14 protein-coding genes and 2 pseudogenes are annotated in these 23,552 nt (G+C 66.2%); 10 read left to right on the forward strand and 6 right to left on the reverse strand.

Annotated elements, in window-relative coordinates:
• From FUT88_RS26575 to hrcA, 3 genes and pseudogenes are all read right to left on the reverse strand, one after another.
• Positions 1-148 (reverse strand): annotated as a pseudogene (locus tag FUT88_RS26575) (nitrate ABC transporter ATP-binding protein); the annotation flags it as partial.
• Positions 145-1,209, reverse strand: a complete 1,065-nt coding sequence (gene tauA / locus FUT88_RS06215) for a taurine ABC transporter substrate-binding protein (RefSeq protein ID WP_147214256.1) — start codon at positions 1,207-1,209, stop codon at positions 145-147. The pseudogene FUT88_RS26575 and the gene tauA, both read right to left, overlap by 4 nt.
• Before the next feature lie 125 nt (positions 1,210-1,334).
• Positions 1,335-2,393: a heat-inducible transcriptional repressor HrcA gene (gene hrcA / locus FUT88_RS06220; protein WP_147214257.1), complete on the reverse strand. Its 1,059-nt coding sequence runs from the start codon at positions 2,391-2,393 to the stop codon at positions 1,335-1,337.
• 111 nt (positions 2,394-2,504) lie between these two features.
• On the opposite strand from hrcA, the gene FUT88_RS06225 reads away from it, so the two are divergent.
• The 5 genes and pseudogenes from FUT88_RS06225 (at position 2,505) to FUT88_RS06245 (ending at position 9,919) form a co-directional block, all read left to right on the forward strand.
• On the forward strand, positions 2,505-3,443 hold the full coding sequence (locus FUT88_RS06225; protein WP_147214258.1) for an NAD kinase: 939 nt from the start codon (positions 2,505-2,507) through the stop codon (positions 3,441-3,443).
• Positions 3,444-3,588: 145 nt separating this feature from the next.
• Positions 3,589-5,280 (forward strand): annotated as a pseudogene (gene recN, locus FUT88_RS06230) (DNA repair protein RecN); the annotation flags it as partial.
• A gap of 107 nt (positions 5,281-5,387) precedes the next feature.
• The gene (locus tag FUT88_RS06235) at positions 5,388-5,846 is read left to right on the forward strand and encodes a hypothetical protein (protein ID WP_147214259.1); all 459 of its coding nucleotides are present in this window, start codon (positions 5,388-5,390) and stop codon (positions 5,844-5,846) included.
• A 264-nt stretch (positions 5,847-6,110) separates the two neighbouring features.
• Positions 6,111-7,754 (forward strand): MprA protease, GlyGly-CTERM protein-sorting domain-containing form, encoded by a 1,644-nt coding sequence (mprA, locus tag FUT88_RS06240; protein WP_147214260.1) that lies wholly within the window; start codon positions 6,111-6,113, stop codon positions 7,752-7,754.
• Positions 7,755-7,945: 191 nt separating this feature from the next.
• Positions 7,946-9,919 (forward strand): S8 family serine peptidase, encoded by a 1,974-nt coding sequence (locus FUT88_RS06245; protein ID WP_147214261.1) that lies wholly within the window; start codon positions 7,946-7,948, stop codon positions 9,917-9,919.
• 91 nt (positions 9,920-10,010) lie between these two features.
• Here the strand turns inward: FUT88_RS06245 and rrtA are convergent, their stop codons facing one another.
• Both rrtA and glnE read right to left on the reverse strand, forming a co-directional pair.
• Positions 10,011-10,631, reverse strand: coding sequence for a rhombosortase (rrtA, locus tag FUT88_RS06250; RefSeq protein ID WP_147214262.1), 621 nt, complete (start codon positions 10,629-10,631; stop codon positions 10,011-10,013).
• Complete coding sequence (gene glnE, locus FUT88_RS06255) at positions 10,628-13,471, reverse strand: bifunctional [glutamate--ammonia ligase]-adenylyl-L-tyrosine phosphorylase/[glutamate--ammonia-ligase] adenylyltransferase (protein ID WP_147214263.1); 2,844 nt, start codon at positions 13,469-13,471, stop codon at positions 10,628-10,630. Before glnE ends, rrtA begins: the two co-directional genes overlap by 4 nt.
• 175 nt (positions 13,472-13,646) lie before the next feature.
• Here glnE and FUT88_RS06260 point away from each other — a divergent pair, with 175 nt between their 5' ends.
• The 5 genes from FUT88_RS06260 to FUT88_RS06280 all read left to right on the forward strand — a co-directional run bounded on the left by FUT88_RS06260 (position 13,647) and on the right by FUT88_RS06280 (position 22,838).
• A complete protein-coding gene (locus FUT88_RS06260; RefSeq protein ID WP_147214264.1) occupies positions 13,647-17,927 on the forward strand; it encodes a YhdP family protein in 4,281 nt (1,426 codons plus the stop codon).
• A 5-nt stretch (positions 17,928-17,932) separates the two neighbouring features.
• A complete protein-coding gene (locus FUT88_RS06265) occupies positions 17,933-18,802 on the forward strand; it encodes a carbon-nitrogen hydrolase family protein (RefSeq protein WP_147214265.1) in 870 nt (289 codons plus the stop codon).
• A 30-nt stretch (positions 18,803-18,832) separates the two neighbouring features.
• The gene (gene tldD, locus FUT88_RS06270; RefSeq protein WP_147214266.1) at positions 18,833-20,296 is read left to right on the forward strand and encodes a metalloprotease TldD; all 1,464 of its coding nucleotides are present in this window, start codon (positions 18,833-18,835) and stop codon (positions 20,294-20,296) included.
• 389 nt (positions 20,297-20,685) lie between these two features.
• Entirely contained in the window at positions 20,686-21,765 is a 1,080-nt protein-coding gene (gene aroG / locus FUT88_RS06275; protein ID WP_004631640.1) for a 3-deoxy-7-phosphoheptulonate synthase AroG, read from the forward strand.
• A 170-nt stretch (positions 21,766-21,935) separates the two neighbouring features.
• Positions 21,936-22,838, forward strand: coding sequence for a mechanosensitive ion channel family protein (locus tag FUT88_RS06280; RefSeq protein ID WP_147214267.1), 903 nt, complete (start codon positions 21,936-21,938; stop codon positions 22,836-22,838).
• 78 nt (positions 22,839-22,916) lie between these two features.
• Here the strand turns inward: FUT88_RS06280 and FUT88_RS06285 are convergent, their stop codons facing one another.
• Positions 22,917-23,474, reverse strand: coding sequence for a cob(I)yrinic acid a,c-diamide adenosyltransferase (locus tag FUT88_RS06285; protein ID WP_147214268.1), 558 nt, complete (start codon positions 23,472-23,474; stop codon positions 22,917-22,919).
• Positions 23,475-23,552 lie beyond the last annotated feature (78 nt).

Consider the following 23,552-nt stretch of genomic DNA (forward strand, 5'->3'; position numbering starts at 1 on the left):
GCGTGGTCTTGCCGCAGCCGGAGGCACCCAGGGCCACGACGAACTCGCCGGCGTTGATCGACAAATCCACTCCGGCCAGGGCGCGGGTGGTGCGGCCGTGCGCGTCGATGTAGTCGACGCCCAGGCCGCGCACATCGATGCGGCTCATCGCGCTGCGGTGGCGACGGCCTTGTTGCCCGCGTTGGCCGCACGCTGGACAAAGCGCGAGTCGATGGTGGCACCGTAATCCGGCAGCACCGTCTGGATCGTGCCCTGCGTCTTCAGAAACTGCGCCGTGGCCAGCAGCGATTGCGCTGCGCCCGACTGCGCGCCGCCGCCCAGCCAGCGCTTGGAAGCCTGCTCCGCCGCATCCGGGAAGGCATACAGCGCAAGACTTGCCGGCACATCCGCCGCCGTCGCGCCCGACGTCTTGGCCACGGCTGCCACCTGCGGCGAGGTCGCCGTCCACGCGGCCTTGTTGTCGCGATAGGCCGCATCGGCCTTGGCCAGCACTTCGACAAACTTGGCGATGAACTCGGCATGGTCGCGCGCAAACTTGCGGTCCGCCACGAAGCCATCAAAGGTCGACTTGCCGGTGGCGGCGGCGATCTTGCCGGAGGTGGTCAGCACGGTGCCGTTCTTCTTCACCTTGGCGAGCACCGGATCCCAGATGAAGGCGGCATCGACATCGCCCCGGTCCCACGCGGCCGACAACTCCTGCGGCCGCAGGTTGACGACCTTCACGTCGCGCGGCTCGAGCCCGGCTTGCTGCAGCGCCACCAGCGCATGGAAATGCGAAGTCGACACATACGGCACGCCCAAGGTCTTGCCCTTCAGATCAGCCACGCGCGACACGCCGCTGCCGTTGCGGGCAACCAGCGCTTCCGCATCATTGATGTTGTCGAGAATCCAGAACAGCGACAGGTCCACGCCCTGCGACACGCCGGCCGCAATCGGGCTGGAGCCCGCTTCGCCGATCTGCACGGAACCCGACGCGATGGCGCGCACCACGTCGGCGCCGCTGGCGAGTTGGCGGTACGTCACCTTATAGCCGGTGGCACGCTCGACCTCGCCCGTCGCCTGGGCGTAGCGCCAGGGCAGCACCATGTCCTGATAAGCGATGACAACCTCGCGGTCGGCCGCGCGTGCAAGAGCAGCGCCAAACAAGGCGAACGAAATGGCCGCAGACATCGCTGCAGCCAGCAAACGGGAGAAGGAAGAACCAGCCATGAAAGACTCCGGCAGAAAAGAATCGCGCACATGCGCCGGAGTCGATTGTGAGAGACGGCAGCGTGGGCTGTCGTCGAAGAAAATCGGCTGAGCTTATGCAGCTCGCAGACAGAACAACCGGGAGATCAATATTGGCTGAGCGTGCTGGACAGCAGCTTGGCCGTGATATCCACGATCGGAATCACGCGCTCATACGCCATGCGCATCGGCCCGATCACGCCGAGCGTGCCGACGATCTTGCCGTCCACCTCGTACGGCGCGGTGATGACCGCCATGTCTTCGTGCGGCACAAGGCTGCTTTCGCCGCCGATGAAGATCTGCACGCCCTCGGCGCGGCTCGATACGTCGAGCAGTTGCAGCAGGCCGGTCTTCTGCTCGAACACGGCAAAGAGCCGGCGCAGCTTGTCCATGGACGAAGACAGGTCTTCCACATCCAGCAGCTTGCGCTCGCCCGAGATGACGACCGGATCTTCTTCCGAGACGGCGCTGCTGCCCGCCTCCACGGCCGCCTGCATCAGCGCCGTCATGTCGGCCTGCAGCGCAGACAGTTCACCCCGCAGGCTTTCGCGCACCGCGTCGAAGGTCTGGCCGCCGTAGTGCGCGTTGATGTAGTTGGCCGCTTCCACCAGTTGCGACGGGGTGTAAGGCGTATCGGTATGGATGATGCGATTCTGCACGTCGCCTTCCGGGGTGACGACGATCAGCAGGATGCGCGACTCCGACAGCCGCAGGAATTCGATCTGCCGGAACGCATGCGTGCGGCGCGGCGTCATCACGATGCCGGCAAACTGAGAGAGGTTGGACAAGGTTTGCGCCGCCGCAGCAATCACCCGCTGCGACGATTCCGACCCATGCGAGGCCAACTGCGTGCGGACCTGCTCGGCAATCGCGCCCACCATCTGCTGCGCCATGCGGTCTTGCGTGCTCAGCACATCCAGCGGACTGGCCGTCAGCATCGTATCGACAAAGAGGCGGTAGCCGCGCGGCGTCGGCACGCGGCCAGCCGAGGTGTGCGGGCTGGCGATGAAGCCCATCTCCTCCAGGTCGGACATCACATTGCGGATGGTGGCCGGCGACAGATCGAGCCCCGAATACTTCGACAAGGTGCGCGAGCCCACGGGCTGGCCCTCGGCGATATACCGTTCGATCAGAGTCTTGAGGAGGATGGTGGCGCGTTTGTCCATGATTCTTCAATTTTACGCAAAATCGGCGCCCGGCTACGGGTGATGTCGACGTTTCTCCACGAAACACGCGCGGACGTGGCGACGGTCATATCGATATGGTGTAATGCGCGCATGTCGATTCCCCCGTCCGCCGTGGCCCCGCAAGCTCCCGCCGCCTCGTCCGTTTCGCCTTTCAAGACCGTTGCGCTGGTCGGCCGGTATTCGGCCGCCAACATTGCCGGCCCGCTCATGGAGCTGGCATCCTGCATCGCCGGGCGCGGGCATGACATTGTGTTCGAGCGCGAAACGGCGCTCAACATCGGCGTCCAGGACTACCCCGCCCTGCCCCCCGAAGAAATGGCGCGCCATGCCGATGTGGCCGTCGTGCTCGGCGGCGACGGCACGCTGCTCGGCATCGGGCGCCACCTGGCGGGCGCCAGCGTCCCCGTGATCGGCGTCAACCACGGGCGGCTCGGTTTCATGACCGACATCCCGTTCGACGACGTGCACACCGTGCTGCCCGACATGTTGGCGGGCCGCTACGAGGCCGAAACCCGCACGCTGCTGCAGGCCCAGGTCGTGCGCGACGACGAAATCATCTTCTCCGCCCTGGCCTTCAACGACGTGGTGGTCAACCGCTCGGGCACCTCGGGGATGGTGGAACTGGCCGTGTCGGTCGACGGCTTCTTCATGTACAACCAGCGTTCGGACGGCTTGATCGTTTCCACGCCGACCGGCTCGACGGCGTATGCGCTGTCCGCCGGCGGGCCGATTCTGCATCCGGCGCTCTCGGGTCTGGTGCTCGTGCCCATCGCACCGCACTCGCTGTCGAACCGGCCGATTGTCATTCCGCACGACGCCGAGGTGGTCATCCAGGTCACCAGCGGGCGCGATGCCAGCGTCAACTTCGACATGCAGTCGCTCACGTCCCTGCTGCCCGGCGACCGCATCGTCGTGCGCCGCTCCGAGCGCACGGTGCGGCTACTGCACCCGATCGGCTACAACTACTACGCCACGCTGCGCAAGAAGCTGCACTGGCACGAGTACCCGACCGAAGACAACCGGCTCTGAGACCCTGCCCATGATCCTGCTGCGCGGCCCGATCTTGACCCTGCGATCCTCGCCGTACGCATGTACGGCTGCGCTTCTCGCTTCAACCTCGAGCCGCTCGCTACGAATCATGAGCAGGTTCTAAAACTCCACGCTCACCGCTTCCATGCTGCGCAGCCTCACCATCCGCGATTTCGTCATCGTTCACGCGCTGGATCTCGATCTGGCCGACGGCTTTACCGTATTCACAGGCGAAACCGGCGCGGGCAAATCCATCCTGATCGATGCGCTTGCCCTCACGCTGGGCGAGCGCGCCGATGCGGCCGTCGTGCGCGAAGGCGCCCCGCGCGCCGACATCACCGCCGAGTTCGACGTGCATCCGCACGTGGCCGCGTGGCTCGAAGCGCATGAATTGCACGACGACGAGGGCGTGATACTGCTGCGCCGCACGGTGGATGCCGCCGGCCGCAGCAAAGCCTTCATCAACGGGGCCGCCGTTACGCTGGCGCAGTTGCGCGAAGTGGGCGAGCAACTCGTCGACATCCATGGTCAGCATGCGCACCAACTGCTGCTCAAGACGGACGCGCAGCGCAGCCTGCTCGACGCCCACGCCGGCCTGGAAGGTGCCGTACGCACAGTCGCCGAGCACTTCCGGGAATGGCACGCCGCGGTGCGCGCACGCGAAGCTGCCGAGCAGCAGTCGCGCGAAGTCCAGCTCGAACGCGAGCGCATCGAATGGCAGGTCAACGAATTGCACAAGCTCGCCCCGCAACCCGGCGAGTGGGAAGAGATACAGGCCGAGCATCACCGCCTGTCGCACGCGGCCAGCCTGATCGAAGGCACGCGCGCGGCGCTGGAGGGCCTGTCCGAATCGGAAGGCGCGGTGCTCACGCAACTGGGCGCAACACTCCATACGCTGCGCGAACTGGCCGAGATCGACCCGGCGCTGGCCGATGTGCTGGCTGCGCTTGAGCCGGCCGAGGTGCAGATTCAGGAAGCCGTGCACACGCTCGCGCGCTATGCCGACCGCGCGGAGCTGGACCCGGACCGCCTGGCCGAAGTCGATGCGCGCATGCAGGCGCTGCACACCATGGCGCGCAAATACCGCGTCGCCCCGGAAACGCTGCCTGCTGAACTGGCTGAACGCCAGGCGCAACTGGCAGCGCTGCAAGCGGCATCCGACCTCGATGCGCTGCAGGCCCGGGAAGCGCAAACCCACGCCGCCTATATGGCGGTCGCGCAATCGCTGTCGCGCGACCGCGCCAAGGCCGCACGCGAGCTGGCCGATGCCGTGACCGACGCCATGCAGGGTCTGTCGATGGCCGGCGGGCGCTTCGACATCGCGCTGCACGCGTTGGAGCATGGCGGCGCGGCGGGGCTGGAGCAGGTCGAATTCCTCGTTGCCGGGCACGCGGGCGTGTCACCACGGCCGCTGGCGAAGGTCGCTTCGGGCGGCGAGCTGGCGCGGATCAGCCTGGCCATCTCGGTGATCGCCAGCGAGGCCAGCCCAACCCCCACACTGATCTTCGACGAAGTGGATTCCGGCATCGGCGGTGCGGTGGCGGAAGTCGTGGGCCGACGCCTGCGTGAACTCGGCATGCGCCGCCAGGTGCTGTGCGTCACGCACCTGCCGCAAGTAGCCGCACTCGCCAACCACCACATTCAAGTCGCCAAGCAGACGGTGGCGGGCAGCACGCGGTCCGACCTCGTGGTGCTGGACGCCACCGGCCGCGTGGACGAGATCGCCCGCATGCTCGGCGGCGCGTCGCTGACCGATACCACGCGACGCCATGCAGACGAGATGCTCGCCGCGGGCCGTGCGCAATCGGCGCAGGGACCCTCTGCGCGGAAATCGCGCGCGCGGCACAGTGATCGCCTATACCGGAACCATTGCTGCCGCGGTTGGCGCCGAGGTTCCGGCTGCACAAGTCTCAGACACCCTCTACCGAATCCAAGGAGAACTTCATGGCTCGCATGGCCCAATCATTGGCTGCCCGCCCTCGATCCCTGCTGTCGTCCGGCAAGCCTGCGCTGGCGATGGCCCTCGGCCTGTGCCTGCTGGCCGCGTGCAAGTCCGTGCCGGCCATTGATCCTGGCAAGCCACCCGCCATGGACCCCACCTCGACCAACACCCAGCCGCCGGCCGCCGTGTCGGCTGCACACAATCTCGGCGACGTCATCATCGGCCTGAGCACGCCGACCACCTCGCCTGCCACCGTGCAAGGTCTGCTGGATGCTGCAGGCGCGCGCGCAACGCCACGGCTCGCTTTTGCGGTAGTACGGCCGATGTCAGGTGGATTCTGGGTGGTGCGCGCCACCTCGGGCGATGCATCGGCCACGCTGGATGGCGCGGTGACAGCGTTGCGCGGCACGCCTGGCATCGCTTCGGCCGACCCGGATCGCATCATGAAAATCCAGCGCTGAACCGCCGCAACGCCCTTCACACTGTGAATATCGGGCGCCGTCTGGCGTCCGGTTTCCCCCTCATATTCCCGCCCCGCAGGCCCGTATCCTGCTGTGGCCGCATCGCACAGACCGGCCTTTTTTTCCTCGCAAACGTGATCGGCCATCGCCGCCACATCAAGCGGGCGAGTCACGTGCTACCTTTGGTTTTTGTGTAACGGTCTGTCAACGATCACATCGTGACGACGTTTCTGATAACAACGAGACACCACGGAGCATGCGCTGATGACCCCCTCCCTCTTCCGGTTGAAGTCTTGGCTCCGCGCAGGCGCCAGCCTTGCCTGTCTTGCCTGGGTGATGGGCAGCCAAGCCGCCACCGCTGCCACGCCGCAGCCGCAATACACCGGCGACCTGATCATCAAATGGCGCGATGACACGAGCGGTACGCGCAAGACACTGTCGGCCAGCGAGGCGACCAACCGCTTGCTGTCGGTAGCGCAGGCGGCGGGCAGCACGCTGCAGGTCAAGCGCACGCTGGCCACCAATGCGCAGCTCTTGCGCACCGGCCTGACGGATGCCGCCAGCATCCAGGCCACCGTCGACAAGATCGCCAAGGACGCCCGCGTGGCCTACGTGGTGCCTGATCGCATCCTGCGGCCCAACACCATTCCGAACGACCCGCTGTTCGCCACGCAAAACAACCTGGCTTCGCCGACACTGGTGCCGGGCGGCATCAACGCGGCTTCGGCGTGGAGCATCACGCAGGGCTCGACGGGCATCGTGGTGGCGGTAGTGGATACCGGCTATACCGATCATCCCGATCTGTCGGGCAAGATCCTGGCGGGCTACAACTTCATTTCGGACCCGGCCCGTGCGGGCAATTCCTTCGGCCGGGGGACGGATGCGCATGACCTTGGCGACGGCGTGACCAGCACGCAATGGCAGAACATTCCAGGCTGTACCAGCAGCGACGTCGGCAACAGCAGCTGGCACGGCACCGAGGTCAGCAGCGTGCTCGCCGCCCAGACAAACAACGGGCTCTATATCGCCGGGGTAGGCTGGAACACGCCGATCGTGCCAGTGCGCGTGTCAGGCAAATGCGGCGCGCTGCTGTCCGACACGGTGGACGGCATGTTGTGGGCAGGCGGCATCAACGTGTCTGGCGTGCCCACCAACGCCAACCCGGCACGTGTGGTGAACGTGAGCCTCGGCAGCACCACGCAGTGCTCCGCGGCAGAACAGGACGCGGTGAACCAGTTGGCCGCACGCGGCGCCATCGTGGTGGCAGCCGCCGGCAACGAAGCCGCACAGACCGTGGACGCGCCCGCCAATTGCACAGGCGCCATCGCCGTCACCGCGCACGTCGACAGCGGCGAGAACGCAAGCTATGCGAACGTCGGGCCGCAGGTGGCGCTGTCAGCGCCAGGCGGCGGCTGCGGCAACTCGAAGGTCATCACGAGTACGACCCCGGCGACTTGCGCGGAGCCCGTCTCCGTTATCCGGGCCGACTCCAACGATGGCACGCAAACTGTCGGCAACCCCACGGTCAAGTCCGTGGCTGGTACGAGCTTCTCGACGCCGGAAACAGCGGCCACCGTCGCGCTGATGCTGAGCGTGCAACCGCAGTTGTCGAATGCGCAGGTATTGGCGGGCCTGAAGCAGACCGCGCGGCCGCACCCGGGCGGCACGTTTTGCGCGGTGAACACAGGCATCTGCGGCGCGGGCCTGCTGGATACCGCTGGTGCCGTCACTTATGCACAGAACACGGCGCCGGCCGGCGCGGGCAGCGGCACGGGGTCGGGCGGATCAACCGGGGGGACTACCAGCAGCGGTGGTGGCGGAGGCGGCGGGGCCGTGCCGCTGGTTGGGGCGGCGTTGCTGCTGGCGCTGGGATTGGCGTGCCGACGCAAGCGTGCGTTACCGGATTGACGCAGCCATTAGCCTGAGCAAGACCGCCCCCCATGTGGAGGCGGTTTTTATTTGCGCCACTCCCGCACATCCCTTCGAGTGCCAGATACTAGGGTTTATACCTAATACGATCTACGCCACGCTGTCTCAATCCTTTTGGACAATGCAAACGTAAGCTTTGCAATTCCATACAAGAAGACAGGACTGCTCTGATGAAGATGATGGTTTCCGGGGGTGTGGTGCAGGCGCTGGTAGCGCTTGGGCTGGTGTCGTATCACGTTGCACCGGCGCTGGCTGTGGAAAAATCCACAACGTTCAATACGCAGCTGCAATGGGTGACGCAGCTGGTCGTCAAAGGAAAAAACACGGGGTTGAAGACGCAATCGGTTGCACCGGATGGCGTGGCAACACGCGCCGACGTAGCAACGGTGCAACGCTGGTCGGCGGCAGCGCAATTGCCCATGGCCTACAAGCGCCCGATGTCGGGCGGGGCACACGTACTGACACTGCCCAAGGTCATGACGCTGGAAGACGCCCAGACCGTCGCGCAACGCATGGAAGCCAGCGGCGAGTTCGAATATGTGTCGCCCGACCGCATCATGCGACCCATGGCACTGGCGACCGATCCGCTGTTCGGCCAGCAGTGGAGCCTGCTGGCGCCAACTGCCAGTGCGCCTGGTGGCGCCAATGTGACGGCCGCTTGGGACGCCACGACCGGCGTCAACACCGTTGGCGTTGGCATTGTCGATACCGGCATCCGCGCAGACCACGCCGACTTTGCCGGACTGAACTTTGGCACGGGCCGCAACTTCGTCAGCAACAGTGCCATGACCGGCAGCGCTGATCCGAAGACCGGTAATACGGTCACCTCCGGGTTCGTCAACAACGGCGCCAACAACGCGCTCACAAATACCGATCCATCCGACCCCGGCGATTGGGTTACCAGCGGCGACGCTGCGCTGTACCCGACGTTCTGCGGCAGCTCGACAAACGACAGCAGCTGGCATGGCACCTTCGTCGCAGGCCAGATCGGGGCGCAGCGCAACAATGGCATTGGCATTGCGGGCATTGCCCCTCGCGTGCGTGTGCAGATGGCGCGGGCGCTCGGCAAGTGCGGCGGTTCGACCTCCGACATCATGGATGCCGTGACGTGGCTGTCGGGCGGTTCAGTGCCGGGCGTGGCCAACAACCCGACGCCGGTCAAGGTCATCAACATGAGCCTGGGCGGCCAAGGGAGCTGCTCGACGCTGGAGCAGAACAGCATTACCGCGGCGCGCGCGTTGGGCGCGACGATTGTCGCCGCCGCCGGCAACGAAGCAGGCCCCGTCAATGCGCCCGCCAACTGCTCGGGCACGATTGCCGTGACGGCCCACACGCTGGAAGGCGACAACGCGTTCTACGCCAATGTCGGTGCACAAACGGTGATCAGCGCTCCGGGCGGCGGTTCGGGCACAGTCATTCCGGGCTCCGCCAGCAAAATCGTGTCGCTGTCCAACACCGGCAAAACGTCGCCGACGGCGTCTCCCGGGGGCGACGCCTATGCGCAGGACATCGGCACATCGATGGCTACGCCCCATGTGGCTGCAACTGCAGCGCTGATGCTGTCGGTTCAGCCCGCCCTCACGCCGGACAACATCACCGCGATCATCCGGCAATCGGCACGACCCTTCGTGCCCGGTACGTACTGCGCAACGCACGCGGGCGTTTGCGGCGCCGGTATGCTGGACGCCGGTGCAGCTGTCACGCAAGCGCAAGGTTCGCCGACCATGCATGCGGCAGCCTCGGCATCAACCGTGGCCGCCAACACCGCCGTCACACTGACGTCCGTGGGCGGCGCCGGCTACAACAAAACAACGAGCAGCACCGTCTGGGCCCAGACGGCCGGAACCCCTGTCACGCTGACGATGACAGGTCCCGACGCCAACGGCGTCAGCACGGCGACGTTTACGCCGGGCGTCGCGGGTGTATACAGCTTTAGCGTGACGTTGACGAACAGCTCCGGCGCGACAGCTTCCGATACGGCGAGCGTGACCGCTACGGCAGCGGCAACATCCGGCTCGGGAACGGGTAGCGGCACTGCGCTGAATAGCGGCAGCAGCGGTGGCGGTGGCGGGGCTCTCCCTCTGGGACTGGCAGGCCTGCTCTTCATCAGCGGTGTGCTGACCTCCCGCCGTCGCAAGGGCTGATCGAGCAATCTCGCGATCGTTTCAACGCAAAACGACACCTGGCCTCGCCAGCGTGTCGTTTTTTTTCCTCGGCACGGGACTTCTCTGCCGATCAGCGCCGCGCCTGCCTGCTCCCTGGCGCGCGCCACTCCCCTAGCACCCAAATCAGCAACCCGCTCGCCGCGCCAAAGGCGTGCGCAATGCGCACCACGCCAAACCCCCAGCGCGGGTCATAGGCGATCGGCGACAGCCACGATTGCTCGAGCCACACCTTCACCAGCACGCCCACACAGAGCGCCACGCCAATCCAGCGTGAGAAGCGATCCTCGGCGCCGTCGGCGGACGGCTTCAGCAGCCGCAGCCCGCCCCACGCCGCCAGGCCATGCAGCGCGCCGGACAGCCCGCCGTACCACTGCACCGCCGGCTGATTGAGCAGGGCGATCTGCACGAGCACCCCGCACACCACCAGCGCTCCAACAATGACCTGCGGCCGCAACACGCGCGCCAGCAGCAGGATGAGCCCAGCCGCTGCCATTGCATCGCCCAGCCAATGCCATGTGTCCAGATGCACCCACATGGCGGTCACGATGCGCCACCACTGCCCTGCGCGCACGGCGTCGCGTTGATACAGCCCAACCGCGTACAACCACGGCACGAACGAGAACGCCGCTGACAGCGCAGCCACACCGGCGCACGCGCCCCACGTGCGCAACGCCTCTCGATGCGCCGTCATTGCGCAGGCCCGAACACCTGCTCCCACAACGCACGCACCTGGGCTGCCTCGTGCGCGCAGGTTTCAATCGGTACGCGTGCGGTGGATTGCCCGTCGAGCCGCAACTTGTGCTGGCGCGCGCGGAAATCTCGGTAGGCGTCAGCGACCTGCGCGGCTGCCATTGCGTCAATCAACCCCAGTTCGCCGGCCATGTGCAGCAGTGCGATGTTGCCCTTGTTGCGGGTCAGTTCGGCGTGCGCCGCGCTATGCAAAAGCACCAGGAACTGCACGGTGAACTCGATGTCGACCATGCCACCGCGATCGTGCTTGAGATCAAACAGCCCCGTCGGGTTCGCATGGCCTTCGGCCACGCGCTCGCGCATCGCCACGATTTCGTCGCGCAGCGGACCCGGCTCGCGCGGCTGTCGCAACACGGCGGTGCGCAGCGCCTCGAAGCGCTCGCCGATTTCGGCATCGCCCGCGCAGAAGCGCGCACGCGTGAGCGCCTGGTGCTCCCACACCCACGCCGCGTTGTCGCCCTCGCGCATCTGATAGCGGCGAAAAGCCTCGAAGTGCGTGACCATCAAGCCCGCCGCACCGTTCGGCCGCAAACGCGTATCAACGTCGAACAGCGTGCCGGCGGCGGTATGGCTGGTCAGCCAGGTAATGAGCTTGCGCGCGAATGACGCGTACACGTCCGGCGCGCGCTCGTCATCGTCGTCGTAGAGGAAGATGATGTCGAGGTCCGACGCATAACCAAGCTCCTTGCCGCCCAGCCGCCCATAAGCCACTACGGCAAAGCGCGGCACCTCCCGGTGGCGCGTGGCGACCTGCTTCCAGACCGTTTCCAGCGTGAGGTCAAGCACGGCATCGGCCAGATCGGACAGCCGGTCGCTGATGTGCTCGACGCTCAGCATGCCCTGCAGGTCCTGCAGCAGCACGCGGAAGGTTTCCGCATGGTGCTCCTGGCGCAGGATGTCCATCTGCATCTCGACATGGTCGGACGCGGCCTCCAGGCGTTCCCGCACGCGCGCCCTGAACGCCGGCCAGTCGGGCTCGGCTGACAGCGCTTCCACGTCGAGCAGTTCATCAAGCAGTTGCGGGTGGCGCGTGAGGTAGTCCGCCGCCCAGCGCGATGCATGCAGCGTGTGGGCCACGCGCTCCATGGCCTGCGGGTATTCGCTCAGCAGCGACAGGTACGAGGACCGCCGGCTGATCGCATCAAAGAAATCGAGAAACCGCGCGATGGTGACATCGGCATCGGTCTGCCGCGAAGCCTGATCCAGCGCGCGGTTGATCAACAGGTCGAAACGCTGGCGGCTGACTTCGGACAACGCCCGGTAACGCGGCGAATTGCGCGTCGCACGCAGGCGCTCCAGCACACTTTCGGGATTCGCATAGCCGAGTTCAGCCAGCTGTACGCGAGCGGTTTCCGTGTGCTCGTCGTCGAGCAGATCTGCGTGCCAGACGGCGGCGCACGGCGGCTGGCTGTCCTGCTTGTCGGAGAAGGTCTGTTCGAAATGCTGGGCGACTTCGTCCTGATACGCCTCCAGCTTGGTGACGAGCGCCCCATAGTCGTCAAAGCCCATCATGCGCGCCACGCGCAACTGGTCTTCCGGCGAGCCCGGCAGGTTGTGCGTCTGCGCATCTTCGATGTACTGCAGGCGATGTTCCAGCTGGCGCAGGAAGCGATAGGCCTCGGTCAGGCGTGCCACAGCCTCGGCCTCGATCAGGCCCCGCTCCGACGCCGCCTGCAGCACCTCCAGCGTGGGCCGCACGCGCAGCCCGAAATCCTGCCCGCCGCGAATGAGCTGAAACACCTGCGCGACGAATTCGATCTCGCGAATGCCGCCGCGCCCGAGCTTGATGTTGGGCGAGCGCGCCTGCACGCGGCCCGCGTCATCGCGCTGCTGGTTGGCGCCATTGCTGCGCTTGGCCGCCTCGTTGCGGATCTGCGCATGCAGCGCGCGAATGGCGGAGATCACGCCGTAATCGAGATAGCGCCGGAACACGAACGGGCCCGTTACGCGCTCCAACTGTTGAATCACGCGGGCGGCATGCTCGCTGGTCGGGTCCGTGATGACGCGGCCCTTGATCCAGGCATAGCGCTCCCATTCCCGGCCCTGCACGACGAAGTACTCCTCCAGCATGCCCAGGCTGCAGGCGAGCGGCCCCGCATCGCCGTTTGGGCGCAGGCGCATGTCGACGCGGAAGACGTAGCCGTCCTCCGTCACATCGGCCAGCGCATTGATCAGCCGCCGGCCAAGCTTGGTGAAATATTCATGATTGGAGAGCGGGCGCGGGCCACCCTGTGTGTCGCCGTCGTCGTCGTAGAGAAAGATCAGGTCGATGTCGGACGAGACGTTCAACTCGCGCCCGCCCAGCTTGCCCATGCCGACCACCACCAGTTCCTGCACCTCGCCGGTGGATTGCCCGATCGGCTGGCCATGCAGTGCGCTCAGCTCCCGGCCGATCACGGAAATGGCCGTACGCACGGCAAACTCGGCCAGGTCGGTCATCGTGCCGGTTACCTCGTCGAGCGTCGCGGCGCCGGACAGATCGCGCTCCGCCAATGCGCCGAAGACTTCCTTGCGCAACAGGCGCAAGGCGCGTTTGAGCGCGGCTTCGACCTCCACGGCCTTCGCGTCGAACAGCTCGGTAAAACGCGCCGACAGCCACGCCACGTCAACCGGACGGTCGACACTGGCTTGCACGCGCTCGGCCCAGCCTTCGCGCGCTTGCGCCTGTCGCTGGAGGTAGCGTGAATACGCGAGCGCAAAAGGCAGCGCAGCAGCGGGAGCGTCCGGCGCGCGGGCCGGAACTTGCAGAAATGGCTGGGCGGACAAGGCGGAATCAGTCATGCGAACCCATCGGGCATTGGCGGAAGCATCCATTCTCGCTGAAATGCATGCAAAGCCGGCAAGCGGTCAGCGGCTTCGCGGGCATTGGGTGTGCTAGCCCGTGCTTGCCGCTCAGCAGGCGCGGCGTCGGGCTCCAAATGTGGCGCCGCCTCCTGAATATCGGATAATCCGCATCATGCCCCGCCCGTCCCAGCCCCCAGAATCGCCGAAGTCCGATGGTGGACACGCCAGCACCCTGTCCACACGCGGGGTGGGCCGGCCCACGGCGTGGGCGTGGCTGGTACGACGCGTCAGCCGAATCGGCGCGGGCATCGGGGCTGTTTTACGGGCCCCGATCTGGCGCAAGTTGTGGCGCGTGCTCTGGAAGACGGTGGCTGCGCTGGCCGTGCTGGCTGTCGTCGGCATGCTGGCGGTGCGCTTCATTCTTTGGCCGCGTGCGAGCGTCGCGCGCGAATGGATGGAGCGCGAGGCGTCCAGCGCACTGCACGCCACGGTCGCCATCGGCTCGCTCGAAACCTACTGGGAAGGTTGGCACCCGGCTTTTCGCGCCCAGCGCATCGACGCGCACGACCCCGCCGGCCGCCGCACCTTCGCGGTGCAGGACGTGCAGGCGCGGCTGTCCTGGCGCTCGTTGCTGCGCATGCAGATCACGTTTGCCGCGCTGCACGCCAGCCAGGCCGACCTGCTGGTACGGCGCGATACGCGAGGCGCCCTCTTCGTCGCCGGCATGCCGCTCAGCCCCGACGCCGGCGGCGACAGCAATTTCCTTGACCAGTTGCTCTCTCAGGGCGACATCGATTTCCAGCAAGGCGCCGTCCGCTGGCTCGACGAACAGCAAAAGCTGCCTGAGGTGGCGCTGGGCAACGTGCGCGTGCAACTCCGCAGCGGCCCGACCCGCCATCGGTTGGAGGCCAGCGGCACCTCCCCCACGCTGTTCAGCGGCCCGATCAAGCTGCATGCCGATTTCCGTCACGACCTGCTCGCCCGCCCGGGCGACTGGCACCACTGGCACGGCCAGGCGTCCTGGCAGGTCGACACGCTGCAGTTGGCCTCCGCTCAACGCTACGTGCCCGTACTGGCCGCCGCCAAGAGCGGCACGCTCACGTCCGACGGCTCGGTGGAGTTTGCCGACGGCGTGTTCACGCGCAGCCAGGCACGCCTGACCGGGCAGCAGCTCGATCTGCAAGTCCGCAAGGATCTCGACCCGCTGCAACTGCGCAGCCTCCAGGCCCTGGCCACGCATCAGCGCAATGCGCGCGGCGAGCACACCTTGCGCGTCGACACGCTGCTCTGGCAACCGTTGAACCCGCCTGCCCAACCGCCGTCCGTACCCGAGCTGGCAGGCCCCGGCATCCCGGCGCCTGCCAACCTGGCGGGCACGCCGCGCGGCTTGCGCAATGTCACCGTAGGCTGGGCGCTGGACTCGCGCGACGCCTTGCGCAGCCTGCAAGTCAAGGCCACGACACTGGATTTGGCCGACCTGCGCAACATCGCCACCGCGCTGCCGCTGCCCAGCGGCGTGCTGGAACCCCTGCGCACAAAGCAACCGTCCGGCCGCATCGACGATCTGGACATCAACTGGCAGCGCGATGTCTCCCGCTGGCGGCCCAATACGCCCGCGCCCGTGCACTTCACCGGCCGCGCCACGATGCGCCAGGTGTCGTTCGGCCCCGGCGCGCTGCCTGCGGTGCCGCCAGGCCAGCATCCCGAGCCGGCCGTGCCGGGCGTTGAGAACATCTCCGGCAACGCCGTCTTCTCCAACGACAAGGGCACGCTGCGCATCGAGTCCAACGACTCCGCCCTGCTGCTGCCCGGCACCTTTGCCGACGCCCGCGTGCCGCTGGACCGGCTGCAGGGCACGTTCAACTGGACGTATCGCAAACAGGAACTGGTTGTCACCAGCGACAACCTTGCGTTCTCCAACGACGACCTGTCGGCGCGCATCACGGGCAGCTACCGTCACGCGCCAGACACCAGCCATCTCGGCACCATCGACTTGAAGGGCACGCTGGAACGCGCCAACGTTCCGCGTGTGCCCCGTTATCTGCCGCTCTCGATCGGACAGCATCTGCGCGACTACCTTGGCGGTGCGCTGCAATCGGGCACGGCCAATAACGTCGATTTCGCACTGGCCGGCGATCTGCACGACTTTCCGTTCCGTCCGCCGCACAAGGGCGTCTTCCGCGTGGAAGTGCCGATCCAGGATGTGACATACCAAGCGGCGCCTCCGGAAGCCGCGCACAACCCGCCGGGGCGCGTGCCCACGCACCCGGGCGACTGGCCGGCGTTCACCAACATCGACGGCACGGTGGTCTTCGATCGGGCATCCCTCGCGTTCAAGGTGGCGCGCGCCAAGGTGATGGGCGTGAATCTGCAGGACGTGAATGGCAGCCTGCCCGACATGGGCGACCACAACCCGCTGCTCACCATCGAGGGCCGGGGCGACGGGGCCACGCATAACTTCCTGCAATACGTGGAGGCCAGCCCCATCGGCCAGTGGATCGGCCACTTCACCAAGGACGCGCGCGCCCAGGGCAACGCCACGCTGGCGCTGAAGCTGGATCTGCCGCTGCACGAGATGCACTCGACGCGCGCCCAGGGCAGCGTCACGTTCCTACGCAATGACGTCACGCTGGTTCCGCAGGCGCCGCCGCTCACCGATGTCAATGGCGCGCTGACCTTCACGCAAAAGGGCATCGGTTTCGACAACTTGCGCGCGCGCTTTGCCGGCGGCGAGATCCGCCCCACGGGCGGCACCGCGCCCGACGGCACGATCCGCATCCAGGTGGCGGGCACCGCGTCGGCGCAAGGCTTGCGTGAGACGACGCCCGAGAACAGCCCGGTGGCCGCCGTCGCCCGCTCGCTGGAAGGGAGCGCGCCGTACAGCGCGACCATCAGCGTCAAGCAGCATCGCCCGCTCATCCAGGTGCAGTCGGATCTGACGCCGATGACGGTGCGTCTGCCGGCACCGCTGAACAAGGCGGCCGGGCAGCCGCTGCCGGTGCGTTTCGAGATGCAGCCGCTGGCCTCCAACACTGCCGTCGACGAAATCGTTTTGCAGGTCGGCAATGTCGTGAGCGCGCGCTACGAACAGCGCAACACGGGCAACGGCGTCGAGGTGCTGCGCGGCGGCATCGGCGTGCGGCAGCCGGTGCCGCAACCGCAGGAAGGCGTGCAGGCCAACCTGGCGCTGGATCAGCTGGACATCGACGCCTGGCGCCATGTCTTTGCCACGCCCGCTCCTGAGAAGAGCGCCAGCCAGATCGCTGCCGAACACGCGCCCAATGCCATCAACGCTGCCGACAGCCACAGTGCCTACCTGCCCAGCCGCCTGAGTGCCCGCGCGCAAACGCTGCGCATCCTGGGCCGCGACTTCAACGCCGTGCGCATCGACGCCACGCGCGACGGCGCCAACTGGCAATCGACGATCGATTCGCGCGAAATTGCCGGCAGTGCGCGCTGGCACGCCGAAAGCGCAGCCGTGCCCTTCGGCGAGCTGACGATGCGCCTGTCGCGCATGAGCATCCCAGACGCGAAGGAAGAGACGGCGCTCACCGAATCGCTGGCCAGCAGCTCGCAGGAAATTCCCTCCGTCGACCTCGTCGCCGACAAATTCGACCTGCGCGGCAAGGCGCTCGGCAAGCTGGAAATCAAGGCGCGCAGCCAGATCACCGAAGGCGCGCCGGTATGGACACTCGAAACGCTGAAGATCGAGCAGCCCGCCGCCACGCTGACGGCGCACGGCACGTGGCGCATCCCGCGACGCCTGCGCGGCGGCGGCGATGATCCGGAGCGCCGGACGCTGCTCGACTTCAACCTCGACTTGCGCGACACCGGCGACCTGCTGCAGAAGATGGGCTTCGCCAAGGTGATCGACGGTGCCAAGGGCAAGCTGGAAGGCCGCGTGGTGTGGCGCGGCTCGCCCATGTCGATCGACTACCCGACGCTCAATGGCCGCATGGCGCTGAACCTGGAGCGCGGCCAGTTCCTGCCCGTCGATCCGGGCCTGGCCAAGCTGGCCGGTGTGCTGAGCCTGCAGGGGCTGCTGCATTTCGCGACCGACCTGCGCAGCGCCACCGGGCGCGGCACGCCGTTTGAGAGCGTGGCAGCCACCGGCACCATCGCCAGCGGCATCGCCCACACCGAAGATTTCGCCGTGAAGGGCCCGCAGTTCCAGGTCGCCATGCAGGGCTCGGCCAACATCCTCGATGAAACGCAGGACCTGCGCGTCAAGGTCACGCCCAAGGTGGACGCCACGTCGGCCTCGCTGGCGGCGGCGTTCATCAACCCGGCCATCGGGCTGGGCACGCTGGCCGCGCAACTGGTCCTGGGCGACCAGTTGTCGAAGGCCTTCGTCACGCAATACCACGTGACCGGCAGCTGGGCCGATCCGAAGATCGAAAAAGTGGCCTCCAACGGTAATTCGGGCAGCCAATCGCAAACCTCGGCAAAATAGGCGCCATGACTTCGACCACCGTTGCTCCGGCCCCCGTCGCATCCGGTATGGATGCGCCTTTCGATGCACCTTTTCGCGTCGCCGCCATCCAGACCGTGACGGCCATCGACGTGGACGCCAACCTGGCGCGGGCAGACGCCCTGCTCGCCGAGGCGGCCGCCCAAGGTGCGCAACTCGCGCTGCTGCCCGAGTACTTCTGCATGATGGGCCGCAAGGACAGCGACAAGGTTGCCATCCGCGAGAGCGACGAAGACGGCCCGATCCAGACTTTCCTTGCCGATGCCGCGCGACGCCACAAGCTGTGGCTCATCGGCGGCACGTTGCCGATGTGGTGCGAAGACGAACAGCGCGTGCGCAATACGTCGCTCGCATTCAACCCGGCCGGATTGCGGGTCGCACGCTACGACAAGATCCATCTGTTCAATTTCGTGCGAGGCGAAGAACACTACGACGAGGCCCGCACCATCGAGCCCGGCGCCACGCCGGTCGCCTTCGATGCGCCGTGCGGCCGCGTGGGCATGTCGGTGTGCTACGACCTGCGCTTTCCGGAGCTGTACCGGGCGTTGGCGGCACAGGGCAACCTGAACTTGATTCTGATGCCGGCGGCCTTCACCTATGTGACGGGCGCCGCCCACTGGGAAATCCTGCTGCGCGCCCGCGCCATCGAGAACCAGTGTTATGTGCTCGCCGCCGCGCAGGGCGGGCGCCATGAAAACGGCCGCCGCACGTGGGGCCACTCCATGCTGGTCGATCCGTGGGGCGAGATCATTGCCTCCGTGCCCGAAGGCGAAGGCGTTGCCATCGGCGACATGGACCCCGCACGCATCGCACAAGTGCGCCGGGACCTGCCCGCGCTCAAGCACCGCGTGATGTAAGCCAACCGAATTTTTCTACGAGAACCGATCATGAACGCAGGCGACATCGCCATCCAGAATCTGTCCATCGCGCGCCGCGTGCTGCTCGATCCGTACGGCCTTGATGAAGCGCACCTGCAGCGCGCGCTGGCCGACATCTTCACGCACCGCGTGAACTACGCCGACCTCTACTTCCAGTACACCCGCAACGAGGCGTGGAGCCTGGAGGAAGGCATCGTCAAATCCGGCAGCTTCAGCATCGACCAGGGCGTGGGCGTGCGTGCCGTGTCGGGCGACCGCACGGCGTTCGCGTATTCCGACGACATCAGCCTGCCCGCGCTGATGCAGGCCGCCGCTGCCACGCGCACGATCGGCAAAGCCGGCGCCGGTCGCGTGAAGGTCGCCAGCAACCTGGCGAGCACGCCGGGCAGCCACTCGCTGTATGCACCGAACGACCCGCTCGATTCGATGACGGCCTCCGAAAAGGTTGCCCTGCTCGAGCGGATCGAAAAGCTCGCCCGCGCCAAAGACCCGCGCGTGGTGCAGGTGATGGCCGGTCTGGCCGGCGAATACGACGTGATGCTCGTTGCGCGCAGCGACGGCGTGATCGCCGCGGACGTGCGCCCGCTGGTGCGGATCTCCGTCACCGTCATTGCCGAGCAGAACGGTCGCCGCGAAATGGGCAGCTCCGGCGGCGGCGGCCGCTATGCCTACGGCTACTTCACCGACGAACTGCTGCGCGAATACGTGGACGAGGCGGTCTCTTCCGCGCTCGTCAACCTGGAAGCCAAGCCGGCACCGGCCGGCACGATGACGGTGGTGCTCGGGCCGGGCTGGCCCGGCGTGCTGCTGCACGAGGCCATCGGCCACGGGCTGGAAGGCGACTTCAACCGCAAGGGCTCGTCGGCGTTTTCCGGCCGCATGGGGGAGCGTGTGGCCGCCAAGGGCGTCACCGTGGTGGATGACGGCACGCTGGCCAACCGCCGCGGCTCGCTGAACCTCGACGACGAAGGCAACCCCACGCAGTGCAACACGCTCATCGAAGACGGCATCCTCACCGGCTACATGCAGGACACGCTCAACGCGCGCCTGATGAAGATGCCCGTGACCGGCAACGCCCGCCGCGAGAGCTACGCCGCCCTGCCGATGCCGCGCATGACCAACACCTACATGCTCGGCGGCGACAAGGATCCGCAAGAGATCATCGCCAGCGTCAAGAAGGGCCTGTATGCGGTCAACTTTGGCGGCGGCCAGGTCGACATCACCAACGGCAAGTTCGTGTTCTCGGCCAGCGAGGCCTACCTGATCGAAGACGGCAAGATCACCGCGCCGGTCAAGGGCGCGACGCTGGTCGGCAGCGGCCCGGAATCGCTCAAGCACGTGACCATGATCGGCAACGACATGCGCCTCGATTCCGGTATCGGCGTATGCGGCAAGGAAGGCCAGAGCGTGCCGGTGGGCGTCGGCCAACCGACGCTGCGCATGGAGAATATGACGGTGGGCGGCACCGCCTGATTGCCGCGAAACCGTCGTTTTGACGCCGCAGGCCCGGAAAATCCGCGCTTGCGGCCCTCAAAAAAAGGGTTTATAAAGACGGTTCGATTGGTGCGGCGCAGTAGTTCAAGTCATCAGCGCGCCACAATTTTTCCTGCATTGCCTGCTTTTCCTCTCATGTCCTTCGCCAAGTTTTTTTACTTTTACTTTTGGCATCTCGCACCGCTGGCGGAAGGAGAGGGGCGCTTGCAGCAAAAATAAAAGCACCCAGCAGATACCGAAAACCGCCAGCGACCCTGGCGGTTTTTTTTTCGCCCAGTCACCTGCCCCACCCCGGCACCGACGCGAAACATGATCCGAACACAGTAGACGTTTCCAATAGAACTCAAGACACATCCCCGGAGCATTCCATGCCGAAGAACACCGATGATTTGCGCATTCGCGAACTGAAAGAGCTGACGCCACCGTCGCATCTGATCCGCGAATTCCCGTGCAGCGACACTGTGTCCGACCTGATCTACCAAAGCCGGAACGCGATGCACCGCATCCTGCACGGCATGGATGACCGCCTGATCGTCATCATCGGCCCGTGCTCCATTCACGACACCAAGGCAGCGATGGACTACGCCCGCCGCCTGGTCGAGCAGCGCGAGCGCTTCAAGAACGAGCTGGAAATCGTGATGCGCGTGTACTTCGAGAAGCCGCGCACCACGGTCGGCTGGAAGGGCCTGATCAACGACCCGCACATGGACGGCAGCTTCAAGATCAACGACGGCCTGCGCACCGCGCGCGAGCTCCTGATGAACATCAACGAGCTGGGCCTGCCCGCCGGCACCGAATACCTCGACGTGATCAGCCCGCAGTACATCGCCGATCTGGTGAGCTGGGGCGCCATCGGCGCGCGCACCACCGAAAGCCAGGTGCACCGCGAGCTGGCTTCCGGCCTGTCGTGCCCGGTCGGCTTCAAGAACGGCACCGACGGCAACGTGAAGATCGCCGTGGACGCCATCAAGGCCGCATCGCAGCCGCACCACTTCCTGTCGGTCACCAAGGGCGGCCACTCGGCCATCGTGTCGACGGCCGGCAACGAGGATTGCCACATCATCCTGCGCGGCGGCAAGGCGCCCAACTACGATGCGGCCAGCGTGCAGGAAGCCTGCGACGCCATCTCCAAGTCGGGCCTGGCCGCGCGCCTGATGATCGACGCCTCGCACGCCAACAGCAGCAAGAAGCACGAGAACCAGATTCCGGTGTGCGAAGACATCGCCCGCCAGATGGCTGCCGGTGACAACCGCATCGTCGGGGTGATGGTGGAATCGCACATCAACGCCGGCCGCCAAGATCACGTGCAAGGCACGCCCGTGTCCGACCTGGCCTACGGCCAAAGCGTGACCGACGCCTGCATCGGCTGGGACGATTCGGTGAAGGTGCTGGAAACGCTGGCCGACGCCGTGCGCAAGCGCCGTCTCGTGCCGGGCAGCGGCAACTAAGACGCCATCAGCGTGATTTGGGACGGACGCCTGCGGGCGTCCTTTTTCTTTGCGCGCGCATCAACGCGCAGATCTATAACAAATGTGAGCGAAACGTATCAAAGTCACACAAGTGCGTTGCCTTTGACATATCGTAGGTGGGTTCCCCCCCTGCTCTCCCGGAGGCATCCATGGCAGACAACCTGGCGGACACCGCCGTCAACACCGCAAGCAAGTACCAGGCAATCGTGGCGCAGTACGCCACCGACGTCGGCATGAAGATCCTCGCCGCCATCGTCTTCTGGGTGGTCGGCCGCTGGCTGATCAACCTGGCGGTGCGCACGGTGGAAGGCTCGCTGAGCCGACAGAAGGTCGATCCGACCGTGCTGCGGTATGTCGGCTCCATCATCACCGTCACGCTGAATGTGCTGCTGGTGATCGGCATCCTCGGCTATTTCGGCATCCAGACGACGACGTTCGCGGCGCTGATTGCCGCAGCCGGTGTGGCGATCGGCATGGCGTGGTCGGGCCTGCTGTCCAACTTTGCGGCGGGCGCGTTCCTGATCGTGCTGCGGCCGTTCAAGGTGGGCGACTTCGTGACGGCCGGTGGCGTGACGGGCACGATCAAGGAGATCGGCCTGTTTGCCACGACCATCAACACGCCGGACAACGTGGTCACGATTGTCGGCAACGGCAAGATCTTCGCCGACACGATCCAGAACTACACCTCCAACCCTTACCGCCGCGTCGAGCTGAAGGCGCAACTGGCCGGCAGCGCCGATCACCGCGCCGCCATCGCGCTGCTCAAGGAAAAGGTCGCCGCCATTCCCAACGTGCTGACCGATCCGGCGGTCGATGTTGAGATTCTCGAGTTCAACCTGGTCGGGCCTGTGCTGGCCGTGCGCCCGTACACGCACAACGACAACTACTGGCAGGTCTATTTCGACACCAACCGCACCATCAAGGAAGCGCTGGCCGAAGCCGGCTTCCCTGCCCCGACGCCATCGCAGGCGCTGACGATCACCACGCCGGGGCAATTGGCGGGGCTGGCCGCCGTGGCGCAAAGCACGACAACGCCAACGATCGTGAACTGATCCAGCGCGCTGCAAAAGCAAACGGCCCGGCGAGGTAACGTCACCTCGCCGGGCCGTTTTGTTTGATACGGACGGCGATTACGCCGGCTTGTGCTCGTCGCGCTTCCAGAGGACGTCCGTGCCGCCGTCTGCGCGATTCAGCACGCGCGCCAGCACGAACAGCAGGTCCGACAGGCGGTTGACGTATTGGCGCGGCGCTTCGCCAAGGGTCTCCGCACGGCCGAGTGCGACGATGCTGCGCTCGGCACGGCGCGCGACGGTGCGGCACACATGCGCCTGTGCCGCGGCGCGGCTGCCGCCCGGCAGGATGAATTCGGCCAGCCGCGGAAGATCGGCGTTGTAATCGGCCAGCCATTGGTCGAGCCGCAGCACGTGCGCGGTCGTCACCATCGTGTAGCCGGGAATGCAGAGTTCGCCACCCAGATCGAACAAATCGTGCTGGATGGCGGTGAGCGCCGCGCGCACGCCCTCGGGCAGCGTTTCCGTCAGCAGCACGCCGATGTGCGAGTTCAACTCGTCAACGTCGCCGATGGCAGCGATGCGCAGGCTGTCCTTGGCCGTGCGGCTGCCGTCGCCGAGGCCGGTGGTGCCGTCGTCGCCGGTGCGGGTGGCGATTTTGGATAGGCGATTGCCCACGGTGCGTCTCCCTGTATCGCGTCAATATTGGTGGCGCCATTATCGCAAGGGCGGCAAGACCCCGGCGTTAGAATGACA

This window comes from Ralstonia sp. TCR112 (assembly GCF_007997035.1).
In the GTDB taxonomy this organism is placed as follows: domain Bacteria; phylum Pseudomonadota; class Gammaproteobacteria; order Burkholderiales; family Burkholderiaceae; genus Ralstonia; species Ralstonia edaphi.

Excerpts from the sequence above, each read along its gene's own strand:
- FUT88_RS06225 (WP_147214258.1), top strand. The coding sequence starts at position 2,505 with ATGTCGATTCCCCCGTCCGCCGTGGCCCCGCAAGCTCCCGCCGCCTCG.
- aroG (WP_004631640.1), top strand. The coding sequence starts at position 20,686 with ATGCCGAAGAACACCGATGATTTGCGCATTCGCGAACTGAAAGAGCTG.
- tauA (WP_147214256.1), bottom strand. The coding sequence starts at position 1,209 with ATGGCTGGTTCTTCCTTCTCCCGTTTGCTGGCTGCAGCGATGTCTGCG.
- FUT88_RS06260 (WP_147214264.1), top strand. The coding sequence starts at position 13,647 with ATGCCCCGCCCGTCCCAGCCCCCAGAATCGCCGAAGTCCGATGGTGGA.
- FUT88_RS06245 (WP_147214261.1), top strand. The coding sequence starts at position 7,946 with ATGAAGATGATGGTTTCCGGGGGTGTGGTGCAGGCGCTGGTAGCGCTT.
- mprA (WP_147214260.1), top strand. The coding sequence starts at position 6,111 with ATGACCCCCTCCCTCTTCCGGTTGAAGTCTTGGCTCCGCGCAGGCGCC.
- glnE (WP_147214263.1), bottom strand. The coding sequence starts at position 13,471 with ATGACTGATTCCGCCTTGTCCGCCCAGCCATTTCTGCAAGTTCCGGCC.
- FUT88_RS06265 (WP_147214265.1), top strand. The coding sequence starts at position 17,933 with ATGACTTCGACCACCGTTGCTCCGGCCCCCGTCGCATCCGGTATGGAT.
- tldD (WP_147214266.1), top strand. The coding sequence starts at position 18,833 with ATGAACGCAGGCGACATCGCCATCCAGAATCTGTCCATCGCGCGCCGC.
- rrtA (WP_147214262.1), bottom strand. The coding sequence starts at position 10,631 with ATGACGGCGCATCGAGAGGCGTTGCGCACGTGGGGCGCGTGCGCCGGT.
- FUT88_RS06235 (WP_147214259.1), top strand. The coding sequence starts at position 5,388 with ATGGCTCGCATGGCCCAATCATTGGCTGCCCGCCCTCGATCCCTGCTG.
- hrcA (WP_147214257.1), bottom strand. The coding sequence starts at position 2,393 with ATGGACAAACGCGCCACCATCCTCCTCAAGACTCTGATCGAACGGTAT.
- FUT88_RS06280 (WP_147214267.1), top strand. The coding sequence starts at position 21,936 with ATGGCAGACAACCTGGCGGACACCGCCGTCAACACCGCAAGCAAGTAC.